This is a genomic window from Agrobacterium vitis (assembly GCF_037039395.1).
In the GTDB taxonomy this organism is placed as follows: Bacteria; Pseudomonadota; Alphaproteobacteria; order Rhizobiales; family Rhizobiaceae; genus Allorhizobium; species Allorhizobium vitis_E.
Genome location: NZ_CP146244.1, coordinates 368,111 through 384,128, shown reverse-complemented (window position 1 = coordinate 384,128; position 16,018 = coordinate 368,111). Strand labels below are relative to the sequence as shown.

Annotated in this window: 14 protein-coding genes; 4 read left to right on the top strand and 10 right to left on the bottom strand. The window is 55.2% G+C overall.

Features of this window, described 5'->3' with window-relative positions; translation table 11 throughout:
• Window positions 1–332: 332 nt before the first annotated feature.
• Window positions 333–1,043, top strand: a complete 711-nt coding sequence (locus V6582_RS23195) for a GntR family transcriptional regulator (protein ID WP_156632742.1) — start codon at window positions 333–335, stop codon at window positions 1,041–1,043.
• Window positions 1,044–1,092: 49 nt separating this feature from the next.
• Here the strand turns inward: V6582_RS23195 and V6582_RS23190 are convergent, their stop codons facing one another.
• The 4 genes from V6582_RS23190 to V6582_RS23175 form a co-directional block, all read right to left on the bottom strand.
• Window positions 1,093–1,584: a nucleoside deaminase gene (locus V6582_RS23190; protein WP_156632741.1), complete on the bottom strand. Its 492-nt coding sequence runs from the start codon at window positions 1,582–1,584 to the stop codon at window positions 1,093–1,095.
• A gap of 481 nt (window positions 1,585–2,065) precedes the next feature.
• Window positions 2,066–2,815: a fumarylacetoacetate hydrolase family protein gene (locus V6582_RS23185; RefSeq protein WP_337739314.1), complete on the bottom strand. Its 750-nt coding sequence runs from the start codon at window positions 2,813–2,815 to the stop codon at window positions 2,066–2,068.
• A gap of 115 nt (window positions 2,816–2,930) precedes the next feature.
• A complete protein-coding gene (locus V6582_RS23180) occupies window positions 2,931–3,791 on the bottom strand; it encodes an acetoacetate decarboxylase family protein (protein ID WP_349509007.1) in 861 nt (286 codons plus the stop codon).
• 285 nt (window positions 3,792–4,076) lie between these two features.
• A complete protein-coding gene (locus tag V6582_RS23175; RefSeq protein WP_349509005.1) occupies window positions 4,077–5,426 on the bottom strand; it encodes a carbohydrate porin in 1,350 nt (449 codons plus the stop codon).
• A 239-nt stretch (window positions 5,427–5,665) separates the two neighbouring features.
• Here V6582_RS23175 and V6582_RS23170 point away from each other — a divergent pair, with 239 nt between their 5' ends.
• Entirely contained in the window at window positions 5,666–5,794 is a 129-nt protein-coding gene (locus V6582_RS23170) for a hypothetical protein (RefSeq protein WP_272950789.1), read from the top strand.
• Window positions 5,795–6,238: 444 nt separating this feature from the next.
• On the opposite strand, the gene V6582_RS23165 is transcribed toward V6582_RS23170, so the two are convergent.
• From V6582_RS23165 to V6582_RS23145, 5 genes are all read right to left on the bottom strand, one after another.
• Window positions 6,239–7,138 (bottom strand): VOC family protein, encoded by a 900-nt coding sequence (locus tag V6582_RS23165; RefSeq protein ID WP_156540067.1) that lies wholly within the window; start codon window positions 7,136–7,138, stop codon window positions 6,239–6,241.
• Between the two features lie 43 nt (window positions 7,139–7,181).
• A complete protein-coding gene (locus tag V6582_RS23160; RefSeq protein ID WP_156632737.1) occupies window positions 7,182–7,700 on the bottom strand; it encodes a flavin reductase family protein in 519 nt (172 codons plus the stop codon).
• A 115-nt stretch (window positions 7,701–7,815) separates the two neighbouring features.
• Window positions 7,816–9,186, bottom strand: coding sequence for an MFS transporter (locus V6582_RS23155; protein WP_156632736.1), 1,371 nt, complete (start codon window positions 9,184–9,186; stop codon window positions 7,816–7,818).
• A 469-nt stretch (window positions 9,187–9,655) separates the two neighbouring features.
• Window positions 9,656–10,183: a nuclear transport factor 2 family protein gene (locus V6582_RS23150; protein ID WP_156632735.1), complete on the bottom strand. Its 528-nt coding sequence runs from the start codon at window positions 10,181–10,183 to the stop codon at window positions 9,656–9,658.
• A 3-nt stretch (window positions 10,184–10,186) separates the two neighbouring features.
• Window positions 10,187–11,431: an acyl-CoA dehydrogenase family protein gene (locus tag V6582_RS23145; protein ID WP_234889750.1), complete on the bottom strand. Its 1,245-nt coding sequence runs from the start codon at window positions 11,429–11,431 to the stop codon at window positions 10,187–10,189.
• A 360-nt stretch (window positions 11,432–11,791) separates the two neighbouring features.
• Between V6582_RS23145 and V6582_RS23140 the strand changes: the two genes are divergently transcribed.
• Window positions 11,792–12,427 carry a TetR/AcrR family transcriptional regulator gene (locus V6582_RS23140; RefSeq protein WP_234889749.1) on the top strand — a complete coding sequence of 212 codons (636 nt, stop codon included), beginning with the start codon at window positions 11,792–11,794 and terminating at the stop codon, window positions 12,425–12,427.
• Window positions 12,428–12,829: 402 nt separating this feature from the next.
• Window positions 12,830–14,608: a tetratricopeptide repeat protein gene (locus tag V6582_RS23135; protein WP_156632733.1), complete on the top strand. Its 1,779-nt coding sequence runs from the start codon at window positions 12,830–12,832 to the stop codon at window positions 14,606–14,608.
• Between the two features lie 161 nt (window positions 14,609–14,769).
• On the opposite strand, the gene V6582_RS23130 is transcribed toward V6582_RS23135, so the two are convergent.
• Window positions 14,770–15,912, bottom strand: a complete 1,143-nt coding sequence (locus V6582_RS23130) for an MFS transporter (protein WP_234889748.1) — start codon at window positions 15,910–15,912, stop codon at window positions 14,770–14,772.
• Between the last annotated feature and the right edge of the window lie 106 nt (window positions 15,913–16,018).

Genomic DNA, 16,018 nt, shown 5'->3' with positions numbered 1-16,018 from the left:
TAATTAAAGACTATCGGAACGTCACGGTCTGTCAATGCCTGTTAGCGATGATGCACGAACTGAAAACAAAAGCCGTACTGTCTGGAGGGAACGAGATCTGTGATACGAAGATTCATTAAAAATGACTCTTCGTATTCCGTTTGAAAATATCTCAAGCCTCTGATGTATTTGTGATATTTTCAATTTCTTCAAGTCGAGGATGCATGAGCATGTCAGAGACTTGGTATGAATCGGGAGGCCAATGGAGGCCTCCGGATTGTGCGTGCTTTTAGCTCCGTATATACAGAATCTCAAAAAATATATTTTCATAGAAATAAGATAGAAGTGTGGAGATGACAGTACGATCCCGCACCCTGGAAACCTATGAGGTTCTCCGCCATGGCTTGCTCAACGGCCGCTTTATGCCCGGGTCGAAGCTCAAGATCGATACTCTGTGCCAGCAACTTGGCGTTAGCCCTGGGGCGGTGCGGGAGGCTTTGGCGCGTCTGACATCCGATGGACTGGTTGTCGCAGAGGCTCAGCGCGGATTTCACGTGACCCCGATCTCGATCGAAGATTTAAAGGATTTGACCGAGGTACGGATAGAAATCGAACTTCGCTGCCTTCGCCGATCGATTACCAAGGGGTCCTTAGCCTGGGAAGGTCATATCAAAGATATCAGCCATCAACTGCACCATACCTCGATGTCTGACCCTAACGGCAGCGATACCGTTAATCCGGCCTGGACTGAACTTCATGCGGCATTCCATGATGCCTTGGTTATCGCATGCGATAGTCGCTGGTGGCTGAAGCTTCGCGACTCGATGTTCTGGCAGGTCGAGCGATATAGACGCATGGCGGTCCCGTTCATGAAAGAGCCCCGTCACGTTGACATTGAGCATGCAGAAATCGCTGAAGCCGTCCTGGCGCGCGACACAGAACTCGCATGTTCTCGGCTTGAAGCACATCTACGCAAGACAAGTGATCTCCTTTTGCGTTTAGACGGCCCCTTTGACGGCCTCTTTTCAAATACGGGAAATAACGACAGCCATTCACGTTCGTAAGCCGGATCACCAGCTCCCACACCAACATACCCCCGACAATCCTCCGCCATCAACCCCAGGCATTGTCATGCAATTTGGCGGCCTCTTCGCTCAACAAAGGGCCGATAACCTCGACGCGGCGTTGGCCCGCCGCGAAAACCACGCGGCATGGCAGATCGAGTGTCGGATTTTCGGGATGATTTCCTGTCATCGCCTTTAATTGGCTCTCGCTCAAGCCAAAAACCACCCGCCCAATCCCAGCCCAATAGGCTGCACCGGCACACATGGCGCAGGGCTCGGCTGATGTATACATGGTGCATTGATGCAGGCGTTCGGGCGTGTAAGCTTGCGAGGCGCGGGTCATCAGAACCCGTTCTGCATGCCCGGTCATATCGCGCGTCGGGTTATAGGCGTTTTCCTGTTCCATCAGCACCTCGCCATCCGGCCCGACCAGAATAGCCCCGAAAGGATGGTTGCCTGTTTCTTGAGCCCTGAGCGCGACTTTGAAACTCAGACGAAGGAAATATTCGTGATCGAGTCCGGCCACAGACGAGAATGTCATTGTCATACTCCTTGCAAAATCGGGTTGAGGGTGCGCGATGAAAAATCGAATGACAAGCACAGTTTTCCGGCTTTATCGTTCGAGAAAATGAAACGCTGGGGCCACCGAATGCAACTCATCTCTCCTCCGCAATCTCGGCGGATGCCGTCGCCGCACTGGCTCTTTCCGGGGAGCCGCTGAAAAACTGAATATGTCCGCCTCGGCGATCAACCGGCGGATCATCAATTCGGAGCCCGGATATAGCATTGCGCTTGCTGGAAAGATTGCCGCCTACAGCGCCGTGCGTTTTATAAAACGCACAAAGGCGGCTGGCGGTCTGCGGTTCCTCTAGGAGAAATTCAGGGTGATGAGGAGGGAGGGCCTGCTTTCTCATCTGGCATAGGGTCGTGCGGTTGCAAGGGTCTGGCCGGTTCAGGTTGAACCAGACAGACCCTAAAGGCAGAGTATCTCAATTGGCTATCTGCCAATCAACGTTGATGGATTATCGCTCTTCGGCAACGAACCGGTTTTCGATTGATCCCAACCCGTTTACCTCGACGCGAACGACATCGCCCGGCTTCATGAAGGTATCGGTTGCAATCCCAACATTGGACGGCGTTCCCGTTATGATGATGTCACCCGGCTCAAGGGTCATAACGGTTGAGAGATAGGAAATCTGATCCCAGATATCGTAGATCATATCGCCCGTAGACGTGCGCTGCCTTTCCTCGCCATTCAGAGAGAGGGACAGCGTCAAATTGTGCGGATCCGGAACCTCGTCCGCCGTCGTGATCCAGGGGCCGATGGGGCCGTGGGTATCAAAGCTCTTGCCAAGCGTATAGGTCGGTGAACGGAACTGCCAGTCTCTGGCGGTGACATCATTGGCAACGAAATACCCGGCGATCACCGATTGCGCGTCTTCGCGCTTCACATGGCGGCACCGCTTGCCAATGATGAAACCCAGCTCAGCTTCATAATCGACCTTTTCGGACACGCTGGGCAGCACCACGTCGTCATAGGGTCCATTGATGCAGGTGACCTGTTTGTTGAACCACAATTGCGACTTTGGCGTGGGTATTCCTGCGGCGGCTGCTTCCTCGGCATGGGCCCTGTAATTCATTCCTATCGCGAGAAACTTCCTGGGATCGGCGATTGGTGCAGCAAGCTGAACATCAGCCAGTACGAAAGAAGGGCCATCAAGCGCTTCCAAAGCCGGTCTTAATTCATCCAACCGCTCAATCAGCGCCTTCATTGAGCTTCCGCATTCAGGAGCTGCGGAACTCAGATCAATGATTTGAGAGCCCACGACTTTACCGAGCCGAGGCTTTCCCTCGACAATAAATCTTGCCAGTTTCATTCTATTGTCCTTATTCCTGATGGCCCGGCTCTACGGGGCGGATGCTATTGACCGAAACGCCAATTCCCGGACCTGAAAAGGCCACCATTTCGGTTTTGACGATTTCAAAACACGGCATATCTGCCACGGCGTTGACGATATGAAAGGTTGTCGGGAGCTGTTCAAACGTCGCCTTGTGCCAGTTAAAGCTGCCCTTAGCCCGCCAGCGCTTGAACTCATATCCATCGAAATTGATGGCATCCGGCTTGCCCGCTCCCGGCGGTGGCGCTGGCGTCGTGATATAAGCGACGTCTGCTCCCCCGCCCTGAAACGGGTTCGTCCGAGGTACGTATTTATAGTACATGGCAGCGCCACCGCCGGAACCAGGCAGGCTTGGCGGGGCGTCATCCTCTTCCATTTCACCAAGAGCAATGTCGAAAAATTTAAAGCCGAACCACGATGCTTCGCAGGATGCGGTGGCTTTCTCCTTATCCCAGGCGATTTCCGGCATATCGCAAAACAGTTTTGGAAAGCCCATTTCATCCCGCCCAGTCAGGATCGCATCGGGCGCGCCCTCCCAGATAACCGGGCAGAAAGACCCCTCCAATCGTTCGGTCTTGCCTTGATAAGTTACCGGAAAATCAATCGATAAAATGCCGTAGCCACGCCCTGCAAGCCAATAAAGATTCTTGAACCAGGCGCAGGAGACACTGATGAGCGGCTCACCACGCAAGCTCATTCCCGGAGGCAGAAGCGCCTCTAACTTATCCGCACTGGTGCGATAGGTAATGGCCATCCATTCCGCATTCATCGTACCGGTTTCTTCCAGAGCCCACATGCCGCCGCCCGGCTTTTGGCGGGGACCTACGGCCGGCCCGAATACCGTGGGCATCCGATAGCGGAACTCCTGATTGAATTTGAACCCCATAAATCGATCTCCCATCGAATATGACAGATGGCGCTGAACGGCGACATAACCATCCAGTGGACCTCTGATGACTGGCTGCCCGTCTCAACAATCCGCGTTCGTAAAATGCGGAGTGGCATTACACTGGTGGGGGGTAAATCAGATCAGTCATAGGAACCTCCCTTCCCATTATAAAATATTTTATCATAAAAAATATATTTTTTAATGCCTCGTCAAGCGAAAAGGTTAGAGACTGTTCTCTGACTTTGCTCAGGGACCTCTCCGGGGAGAAAGTCCAAGGACGGTACTCAAGTCAAATGCGAGCGCCGCATAAATGACGACGCCATCCTTCTGCCGTGCGGTAGAAAAATCAGCGAAAGCGGAGTTCGGATTGATGATATAGGCCGCACCGAAATCCAGAATGCCATTGCCGAAAACACCTGTGCTTCCATGCACATCGAACATGAACATGTCTTGTGGCTGCTTCTGATCGACGCCTGAGAAGAACCGCCGCGCATTGCGCTCGTACTCGGCTCGCTCCTCGCTGATGCGAATATAGTGAACAGAGGCGCCGACACTTGCCAGCGGATTGGCTTGCCAGAACCCCGAATATTCAACACCTGCATAAGCTTCCCATGGATAGGAATGACCTTCACCGAAGTAATGCAAAATGCCGCCGTAAAAAGCGACATTTTCCGGATTGAAACTACCCGAGGGATTGCTCCAAACCACCTTGCGGGTGTGCGCATATACTGCGGTCGTTCCGCTATCATGCGTGACGATCTTGGTATTAGCGCCGTAAGTCGGATTTCCCCATCCACTGTTGTAAAGCGTATCCTCATAAGGCGTGGACCGAAAATAGGCTCCAGCTTCAAGTTTAAACGGCTTGTCACTGTCCAGAAAGGTTTCGATATGGCGGACGTTGGCAACGGCAATATAGCCTTCGGCGTCTCCAACGCCCCATTCCCAACCTTCGCCATTCTGCCAGTTGTCCGGATTATCCTCGATCAAACCGAAGGCTAAAGTCGTGTTGGACGTCAGTTTATAGGCTGCTCGCCCGCCCCACACGGAACGCACATCATCCGGCAAGTTGAGGCTCAGCCCCTGTGTCGCGTTTATAGAGCTGATACCGCCGCAAAAGCCCCTGATCGAAAAGTCCCGAGCCAATCCAATCCGGCCCACTTCTATGGTCAAGCGGTCATCCAGAAAATCTGCCTCAAGCGAAAACCGGGCGAGAGCCGTATCGGTGGTGCCGGTGACCGGCGGAAGAAAGGCGGTTAAGTTGCCGGTGACATTCTTATTTGGCATGTTCACCGTTTCGGCAAATCTGATCCGAAGATCAGGCGTGAGATTGCCGGTAACGTCGATAAGGAACGATCCATAGCCGACTTTTCTGAAGCCATAGGCAGTCGCGCTCTGAGCGATGTTGATATAGTCAACGCGCAGATCGATCCCATTGTCATGGAGCCATCTCCCGGCTTCCGCAAGCGGACCGGAATAGACGGGTGGCGGACCATCCAGAAAAGGTGGTTCTTGCGTACCGATCTCCGGATCGATGGCAAAGGCTGGGGTCATAGTTGCAATCAGCAACGGTATAGTGATCATGTATAGAATTCGCATTATTATCCTCCCCTAAGAATCGAACCTGCTCACTCCGTTGCATTTGGTTTGATTGACTGTTCCTCATTGCGACCGTGCTGCGGTGAAGCCTTTGACAAAGCGACGTCGCAGACTGCCAAGTCGACCAGGACCACCTCCCGTATGGTCCTGACGAAGCGAAGAAAGCCCTGCTGATCCGACGCCGATCGCCCGCACGTGCTGGGATCGACATCATCGAAACAATGCTCGCAACGCTGATTATGAAAGATGAGACACAGGATGCCGAAAGGTTGGCCGTTCTTTCGACCAATACCGGCGCGGCGGACTTGGCTGCCATGGCCTCGGCTGTTTCGGCCGGTGAACATCCGACAGAAGCGCAGCGCCTTTAACGCGGTAGCGAGTAACGATCGACCACGAGGTTCCGCGTATTTGTGCCGCATGGTCATTGTGATCGAAGTCACTATTCGTCCCAGGATTGGCGACGGCATGCGTCATCATTGCCTGTTTCAAGGCTTCCTCCTCCTCTTCTTTCAGGTATGGCGTGCGGCCTCCCAGCGCACGCTTCCTCTCGGTCGGATCGGCGGCTGAGCCGGTCGATCCGACCCCCTCCCCGAATAATGGGGTGGGGTTTGCCCAAAAGCTGCCACCCATGGCTTCCAGCGCAACATTGCCAGCAGCAACTTTAAGTCACAGCGCGTCGTTCCTCGAAGATCGTGTTCCTCAAACACAAGCCCCAAGAAGATCTCACGCCGAGCCGGGCAACCGGACAATGTATAGGCCTGGTCTTCTCTCCCGACCACGCCCGCTCATCATTCGTCCACCGTGCTGCCCCATCAGACCGTTGGGTCGAAGGCTATGCCGGGACGCAGGAAACCGGGTGTGGGAGGCGTGCCCCAGAGATTGAGCCAGCGTCCCGCCAGACCCTCCGAGATATCCCAGGTCCGTGGCTCGTAGGTCGCGTCATTGTCGATGCGGTCAAGCTCGATGGAGTTTTCCACCAGGCAACCATGCGGGTCGGCGTAATAGGTGAAGATATTGCCTCCGGCCCCGTGACGGCCCGGCCCCCAAACCATCGCCCGGTCCTTGAGGGTCAGGTTGTCAGCAATCGCAGCGAGATCCTCAAGCGAATGGAGATCAAAGGCATAATGGTGCAGCCCGCTTTCACCCGGTCCCATCGCGATCGTGTGATGGAAGCCGTCTTCGGCGCGGTACCAACGCAAACCGTCCTCGCCTGTCATGTCCGAGAGCTTCATACCCAGCACCTTTGCGCAGAACTCGCCGAAGGCATGAGTATCCGGCGCGAAAGCGTTGATGTGCTCGATCCGGCGGGGTCGGGCACCGGGCGTCGAATAGTTATACCGCCGCGGCTGATTGCGGGCGATCGGCGTATGCACCTCGAAAATCGCCCCCCCTGGGGCAACGATCCGCACGGCCTTGTCGTAGTGTTTTCCAAGCGGCTTGTCGTCGAGGACGGTTAGCCCGTCGGAGAGAGCGCGTCGCTTCACCTCGTCCACGGCGTCGGCGCTGACGGCTTCCAGGCCGCAGGCGACGGCCTTGCCATCGCCCTTGATGTAGGTGAGTTCGTGATGGCGATCGTTGCTGGAGAGATAGACCGTATCGCCGTCCTGCTCCGTGATGCGAAGACCAACCACGTCACAAATATCCTTGGCCGCACCAAGCGGATCAGGCGAGGAGATGACAACATGTCCCATCTGCCGAATTAAATAAGTCATTTTCGTTCCTTCTATTTCACATCAAGTGCCAGGCTTTTTCACATCAGGTTCCGGCAGCAAAGCCACCGAAAGCGCCACGGCAGAACAGCAAGGGCGGGCGATCCCGGACCACACTCAGTGTGAGCACATTGCCCATGACGAAGAGGTGATCTCCCGCCTCATGCGCGCTGTGCAGGGTGCAATCGATCCAGGCGACAACGCCGTCGAAAACCGGCAGGTCAAGGCTGGAACGGCTGTGCGCAATATCCTGAAAGCGATCGGCATCCCGTTTCGCAAACCGCCCCGGAAGATCGGATTGATCATCGGCCAGGATATTCACGCAGAATGCGCCAGCTTTCTCGATCAACGGCCAGGTTTGCGAGCTATGCGCAGGCAAGAAACCAACAAGCGGTGGGTCCAGGGATACTGACGTGAATGAGCCAATTGTCATGCCAATCGGCTTATTGTCATGGTGCGCGGTCACAATGCACACACCGGTAGGGTAGTGACCCAGCGCGCGGCGAAATTCCGCCTGGTCGTGAGGGCTGAGTTGCTCAGCGGAGGCTCGTGCTTGGTTCAACATAGGATACCTCTTGTTATTGTGTCGCCAATCATGGGAAGGGCTGTATCGGGAGCGGCCTCATCCCGCTTTTGCTGTGCGATACCGGATCATCGCACCTCTCCCCCCTGGCGCTGGTTTACTTTCCAGAGACTTCTGCCCCGGTCGGCCATTCTGGTGGGTAGTTCGGTAAAAGGGTGCCCAGCGCAACGGCAACCACTGTCAGTCCGGTCAGAATGGCAAACGGGACGAAATAGCTTCCAGCCGCAGTCGCCATTGCGCTGGTAAGGAATGGCGTCAAGCCGAAGGACAGTGAGCAGATTGCCAGTGTCAAACCTTGAATTTGAGCAAAGGCTTTGGGTCCGAAATAACGGGCAACCAGGAAGGGGCCAAGCGCAGACTCCGCACCCGTTGCAAATCCGAGAGAGCTCATTGCCACATAGAGCAGGAAAACCGAACCGTGGTTGAAATAGGCAATGGTTAGGCCAATCGGAACCATGGCGAGCAGGGGTGCGATGACCCAAGGGCGTCGGCTGCGATCGAGGATCATGCCGCCGAGAAAAAGACCGACGACCGAAGCTACGAACAAAACAGATTGCGAAAATGCGATGTCGTTGAGATCAAAACCACGTTGCTGGAAGAAATCGACGGAGTTCTGTCGGACAGTCATCGGGCCAGCTGCGGTGATCGCAAGAAAAAGCGTGATGAATATCCAGGTCTTGGTCTTGATCGCCGCCTTGAGCGGTATTCCGGCTGCATTCTCCAAATTCAGGTGGGAACCCGGCATGGGAAGGCGCTTGGCGGCAGACGGCTTGGCAGGTTCAGAGATGAGAAAGAGCGCTGAGGGAATGCCAAGAACAGCGATGGTTGCTGCGACGACGAAGTAGGAACCGCTCCAACCGATGCCGCCCAGTTGATGGAGGCCAGAAGCCGACCCATCACTGTTCGTCGCTCCATAAATCAACCACTGGAACAAGGGAGAAAAGAGCGCATTGGCAAAGCTTGAAAGCACCCCAACCAGTGCAAATCCGATCCCCCGATGCTCTGGAAACCAGCATGTGATGATTTTGAAAATCACGGCAAGGCTGGACATGAAGCCGAATAAGGCGGCCAGGATGATCATGGGGGTCAAGATCCAGATCGTTCCGCTGACCAATGGGATCATCGCGGTTGTCACGGCGTATAAAATGACTGCGGGTATAGCAACGGCTCTTGCCCCCCAGCGGTCTACCCATGCGCCAGCGAGCGGCAGAATCAGCGGGGAAAGCAGCAAGGGCAGCGCCACAAAAATCAGCAGCGCATCGGACTGCGCCCGATGGGTCTCCGCTGAGAAGGCTGCAATCACAAAAGGTGTCATAGCCGAAAGACCGGCAGGACTGATAACCATCAAGATCAGGCATCCCGCCAAAGCCATCCTGGCTTTCCTGGGCGCACCAACCAAGCTTTTGAAATATGTTCGTAATGTATTTCCCTCGAAAGGTGAAATAGTCGAAATCTGCGCCTGTTCCATGGAACATATGCCCCTTTTTTAATGCAGACGCCTGGCGATCCCTCCTCCAAAGACGGGGCTCGGCGCTGGTTTTATTTTCGACGATTGCGGCTGTCTGTTTCCTATCAATAAGAGATTATCTGCCCACTCCATCGGGCCGCTCAGCCGGCAAGCTCATCCCAGCCAGCGCGGGATGGTGTGTTGGACTTAGCGCCAAATGGGTTCGATCAAACACACCCGCGACATCTGTTCACGAGAGTGTGCAAACCTGCTGATTTCATTAGTCTAGAGCGCGCCTTGCACGATTGCTGGAACCGAAGCCGTGGTGCAAATTATGCAGGGCTTATGCGTGCTGGAATGAATTTGCGTGCCTTATCACACGCAACACTCACCAGTGGTTGCCAATAGAAACTGGCAACCGTCTTCCCTAAAAGGCAATCTCCAACAAAGAGCCCGAGCAGCTGTCTGGCTCAAACCAACCCGTCAGACTTTAGTGTGGCGGCTTTGGCGGTATCATGGTTGCTGCCATCTTCTGGAAGGCACTCCAATGCTCACGCAGCTTTCCATTCCGCACCCGAAAAACGGTGAGAATATACCAGTCGTAGGTTTGCCCTGGGGCGGTGGGATCCGGCATCGGATGTTTCATCATCACGCATCCCAACTCCCCCTCGACAACGACGCTGACCACCGGAGGCGCCGGACCTCTATCCACCGGCACTTTTCTGAAATACTCGATCAGGTTAGCCAACCCATTGCCGTTCGCATTCGGATCATGCTGAACATAGTCGTTGTCGGCATATTTCGTCATGATATCGACGACATTCTCTTCGACCGACTTGGCGCGCACCATCTTGGCAAGGTCGACCTGAAAATCGACCAGAAGTCGCTTTTTTGCGGCAACTTCCGGTGACGGTGATGCCGACACGGCCGCAATATAATCCTCCCTGTCCAGCCAGGTTTCGTAAAGTTTCGGCTCGTGGATATGAGCGACACCGTCAATGATCGTGAAATCGCTCATGACTTACGACCCCTTCGCTTCCAGATTAGCGCGTTCCGGCACGGCACCGTGCGATGCCAGTACACGAACGTCGCGGACAAAGCGCTGGATAGGGTTGTTGAGCGACATCGTCGATGACCCCAGCGTCTTCTGCAGCAGGTTAATGGCGTCTTCGCAAAGGCTCGCAACGTAAGCGAGGGTCAAGCTGATCTCCGAGTCCTCGTCATGCGTAAAGTCTTGCCCCTCCGCTGTCCTGGCATCGACCTGGTCTGCATAGCTCTCGATAGCGGCCTGGGCGACCTTGATCATGGCAAGCGCCTTGCCGGCAGCAACTTGCGCCGACGCCATGTCAGAGATTGTCGGATACGGAAGTGAAAAAGGCGGACGCTTCTTAGCTTGCTCTGCGAAACACGAAAGTGCCCCACGCGCCATACCGAGCGCAATCGACATATCACACAAGGACACGGTAACCAGATTGGCAAGCCCACGCTGCTGATATCCAAAGCCCTGGTATCGCGTATGCAATTGCTGGAAACGCAGAGGGTATTGGCTCAGGTCAAGAAACCGACGATCGGGCACAAAGACTTCTTCCTTGATGGCAAGGCTGTTGCTGGCGCTGCCAGACAAGCCCATGACGTGCCAGTCATCCAGGATCTCATATTTCGAACGGTCAACGACAACAACGCCGCGCCCTGTGCCACCAGCAACCTTCGGATCGTATTCTATGCCCAGCATCGCCCATTTGGCGTGCTTGCATCCGCTACCGAAAGCCCAGCGGCCCTTGACCATCCAGCCGCCTTCGACTTTGCGACCTTCTCCGACTTTTGTCGCAAAAACGGACGCGCCGACAACGGTAGGGCCAGCCCAACCCCGGGTATCTTCAAGAACTTCTCCAACAACCTCGCCATCAAGAGCCAGCAGGTTCTTCACCCCAACGGCGACGAAGCCAGCCCATCCAGCCGATCCATCCGCCTCGCCCAGCGTGGCGATAATCTCGACCAGATCCCGCGCACCAAGGGCATAGCCGCCCCATTCAGCGGGCATCGCCATCTTGTAGATACCGATATCGCTGAGTGCCTTCAGAACCTCCGGCGTCAAGGCGCCAATCTTCTCGCCTTCGCGAGCCTGCTCCCGAATAAGGGGAATAAGCGCCTTGGCCTTATCGCGGATATCACGACCCTTATCGGTCAGCCATTTCGACTCGACAGGAGCCGCAGGCACTGCGGGCGGCATGGGGGGAAGGCCAGACATGGGCGGCAAACCGGGCATGGGTGGCATCCCTGGAGCGGGCTGCCCACTTGGCGCGGGCGGCAGGCCGGGCATAAGCGACAAGTCACTAGAGAGTGCAGACATCCTTGAATTACCTCCATATTTCCAAGACGTGGTACTGTTCTAAACGGTACAGTACAGTTGTGTCAATTGATTTTTTACAAGGCCTCGGAGATTGCGCTTTTGTGAAGGAAGGTTAAGAAACTAAGCCCTTGATTGCCCCTCTTTTTGGACAGAGACCACGCGACGCGCCTGTGACATGCCTCCCTTGGGGCCTTGAATGGACTGCTGCGCTAATGTAGGAGCTGAGGTATGCCTCATCCACGAAACAAGAATTCTAGATCAAAACGAGAGTTGATCATGGCCGCTGCCGTCGATCTGCTTTTGGCCAATGGATATGAGAGAACCTCTATGGATGCGGTGGCCGCCAAGGCCGGCGTTTCAAAGACGACTGTCTATGCGCATTTTTCCGACAAGCTTGAGTTGTTTCACGCTGTCATGACACATGCCGCTTCCGATTTCGCGCTGGACCTCGGTAGCGTTGTGGAAAGTCGATCCGTCGCAGATCCCCTGGAGCAACTGACAAGCGTGCTGCTTGAGGTCGTCAAGGCCGCATCCGCCCCCGAGCTGACCGCCTATTTCCGGGTTCTCATTGCAGAAATCGACAGACGCAGCGAACTGCAAGCCATGTCGGATCAGGTCCAGTCAGATATGCCTGACGTGATCCGCATCATTGCCTCGCTCATCGTGAAAGTTGCCGCCACGCGCGGCTATGTCGTTGAAGATCCTGAACGCTATGCCACATTGCTGGTGCGCATGACAGCACCGGGAACTCAGTTCGACATCCTCGTCGCAAACTTCCGGCCCTCTGACGAAATACTCGCAGCCCATATCGGCCTCATCGTCCGCATTTTCTTCGATGGCATAGGACCGAAAGACAGCGACAACAAGGTTGTAAACCTACCCCCGCTCTATCTCTATCCAATCAGACGATAAAATCCGGGCCTGGGTTTCTAACAGCATCAGCAGTCCACCCGCATCCACAAATCGTGCTTGCTGCCCACCGGACTTTCCACAAGCCGAGAACTGTATTATCAAAAAGATGATTATGCCGTTCTCATCGAATGAACTTGACATTTGCTAGGCCAACTGTGGCAATCTGGAGTGTGCCGCGAACGGAATCAGATGTCGGGGTTGGACCACTGGAGCATTTCGAGGAAAAGTGGCGCGCGCCCTTACGTCTGGAAATTTATAAAAACAAAGATTTAGAGAGTTTCTGCGTTACGATCAAACGCGGAAATTCTGTAGCATTCGACATCAAAGGGTGTGGGAGGTTTAATCAGCCTATCGAACGATTGGGAGCAGTATATTCGCATACAAACACGGGGAGGAGACCGCGTGGAAAAGGATACGAGTGCGACTTCGATCATCTGCGTATCATCTCGTGACGCTGCGCCAAATGCGGGCACGGCAGACACAGAATTGGCAAGCCCGACACAGGGCCAGATACGCAAGGCGCTGGATCAGCTCTGCAACGGCAATACGTTCGCAACGGCAAAGCGCTCCCGACAGCTGCTGCAGTATCTTGTCGAGGAGGCGCTTGCAGGTCGTGCGAGCGCCATTGGCGAACATGCGATCGCCCAGGACGTATTCGGCAAGGATGAGCATTTCGATCCAAGGATCGATACCTGTGTGCGGACAGAAGCCTGGCGTCTTCGCAACAGATTGCAAAGCTATTACGAAAATGAGGGGCGCTTCGATGCCGTGAGGGTGGCCTTCATGCCCCGCTCCCTCGTGCCGATCTTCTCCGCGCAGCCGTCCTTGCCCGCCGCAGATATCAAGGATTTTCCGCGCCGGATTGCCATTCATCTGGACTGCGAACCCAATGCTGGAGAGAATGAGCAGCGCCTGGCGCGACAGCTACCCGAAGAGATTGCCAGCAGCTTTTTCAAGCTTTCCTCGATAATCCCGGTTCTTCCTGGCGGAACGAGTAGATCAGAGCTGGAGTTACGGTGTGCCATTCGCTCCGATGCGCAATGGATCAGGATCGTGACGACAATGGTCGACCTGGATGGCTTGGTTCAGGGAAGCAAAACCTTTTCTTTCCCACGCAATTCCGAGAGCCCCTCTCCCACCTTGATAGCCAATGCCATCGGCGAAATGGTCTCAGATTCGCTGTCACGCAATGTCGCGGGTCAGGCCTCGGACATACCAGGCGATTCTGAAGAGAGCCGGTTTCTCGATCAGCTTCTGCGCGGCTCCCACATCAATCGGCGTGAGCGGTTGATCGAGCTACGCGCCGCCGTCTTGCGCTACGAACAAATCATCGCGGACGACCCCTTGGATCAATTGTCCCACCGCAGGCTTATTGGAGCTTTAGGACAGTTTTTATCGCTTGCGCCAGGCTCGATATCCAGGGTGATGCCCAAGCTGGCCGCCTCTGCCCACAGCGCTTTGTCGCTGAATGGCAACCTCAGCGACGTCTGGCTGATTTTGGGTTGGGCTTCGAGCTACGCCTATGACTGGCCACAGACCGAACGCGCATGCCGCCAGGCCATTGCCATCACCCCGCTCGACCCTTCGCCCTACATATTGCTTGCATTGACCTATCTGCAAAGCGGACAGATCGTTTCTGCGCTGCAAATAGCGGAAGAAGCGATCAATCTCGATCCTTACTCTCCCATGGTCGCCAATGTCTATGCGCTGACCCTGAATGCCGCCCGCCGCTTCAAGGAAGCGGCGAAAGTCGCACGCGACGCGCTTGAGGCCGAACCCGGTTTTGTTAAGTTACGACTTACCTATGGAGAGGCCAAGCTCAATATGGGTCAGATTGATAGCGCTATTGAAGAGTTTACCGCTGCCTCACACATCATGACCGAAGATGCCACTGCCTGTGGGCTGCTAGGACTAGCCTATGGGCTTTCAGGCGAAATATCAGAGGCTGGTCGTCTTCTTTCCAGGGTGAAGCAATCGCCAAACCTGCGAGGCCAGGCTGTGCATGCGGAGGCGATGATCCATCTCGGGCTCGGCGCTCGCGATGAAGCCATTAGCGCCTTGGAGCTGGCGGTGACACGAAGAGGCACGCCAGGGCTGTTTCTGGCAAATGCTGTCTTCGATCCCATTCGTCATGACAGCCGCTTTTCCAAAATTCAGCACCAGATGGAGCTGGCACATTAGGCCCAGGACGTCGGCAACAGGGCCGTGTGAGCACCCTAAAACACATCGACCGCAGGAAGCAGTCATACTGCCACTGGGATAATTGCACGATGCCGATCTTATGACGCGCTCCACCAAGGTCTGCGCTGACGCAGCGGTCAATGATACAAAGGCCCTTTCGGTCAGACTTTCACACGCTGCACGCCGATTGCGATAATGGAGGCGAGCACTGTGTATGCACAGCACGCCAGCGCCTGCCAAGACAACGGAAAGCCGGCATCAATCAGCAATCCCATGATCACAGGTGAAGCACCGCTTGCTATAACGGATCCGGCTTCGACCGCAGAACGAACTCGCGCCAATTCAGTGGCTCCAAAAAGCTCGACCCAAAGGGCGGTGGCAAGCGTTGATCCGAAGGCGGAGGATATGCCCATCAGAACCATATAGAGCAGCGCAACCCACGACAATGAAAGCAATCCCAGCGCAAGCATTCCAATGGCTTGCGGCAAGAGAAAATAAGGCAGAATTCGCTTCGTCCCAAAACGGTCGATGATGGGACCAATCACCACAACGGACACCGCCTGTACAATGGCAAAGACCACAAATCCGGCCGCAAGCCATGCGATGTCCCAATGCTTCTGCTCGGCCAGGCGGCCTTGATGGAAGAAGAAGCCGGTGACGATGAAGGGGCTTGCCAAAACGGCTGGCAGGGTCATGAGGAGACGTCGGTCAAGCAACAGAGACGTTTGCCGGGGCTCGGTTGAGGCCTGTCCTTTGGGCCAGCGCTGACGCAAAGGCCGGTCGCCCGCCCTTGGCAAGACCGTGAGCGCTACGCCGACACCGGCGATGACAAAGAGCGCGTTGATAGCCCAGGATGCACGCCAACCGAACGTGTCGTTCATCATCACTCCGGCCAGCGGAAAAATTGCCTGCGCGACAGACATGCCCAGAGCGATAATGCCGAGCGCTTTACCCGCATCTGCTGGAAACGTGCGGGCCGTTGCAGTCAGCGCCGTATGAACCATCAGACCCTGGCCGCCCAGGCGCAAGAGGTAGAATGCAAGCAGGAGCACATAGATATTGGGGCTGAACGACACCATTCCACATGCGCAAGCCAACAGAACGGCCACAGCCCAACTGAACGCTCTTACCGTGGTGTAGTCGATCAGGCGTCCGGCCCAGGTAAGGGTCAGGGCGCTTAAAAACGTGCCTATTGCATAGACAGTCCCCAAGCCGCCGTCGCTTAAACGAAAAGCCTCGCGAAAATGCGCCCCCGAGATCGAAATGAAATAGGTTTGGCCGAAGCTGGAAATGGCCAGAAGCATTGCGCCAAATGTCAGATGCTGCCAATTGCGGCTGGAAAATTCCCAATAGTTTTTGATCATTCTGGACTTTCAAACAGGAACAATGGCGTTAGCCAGAGTTCCTGCA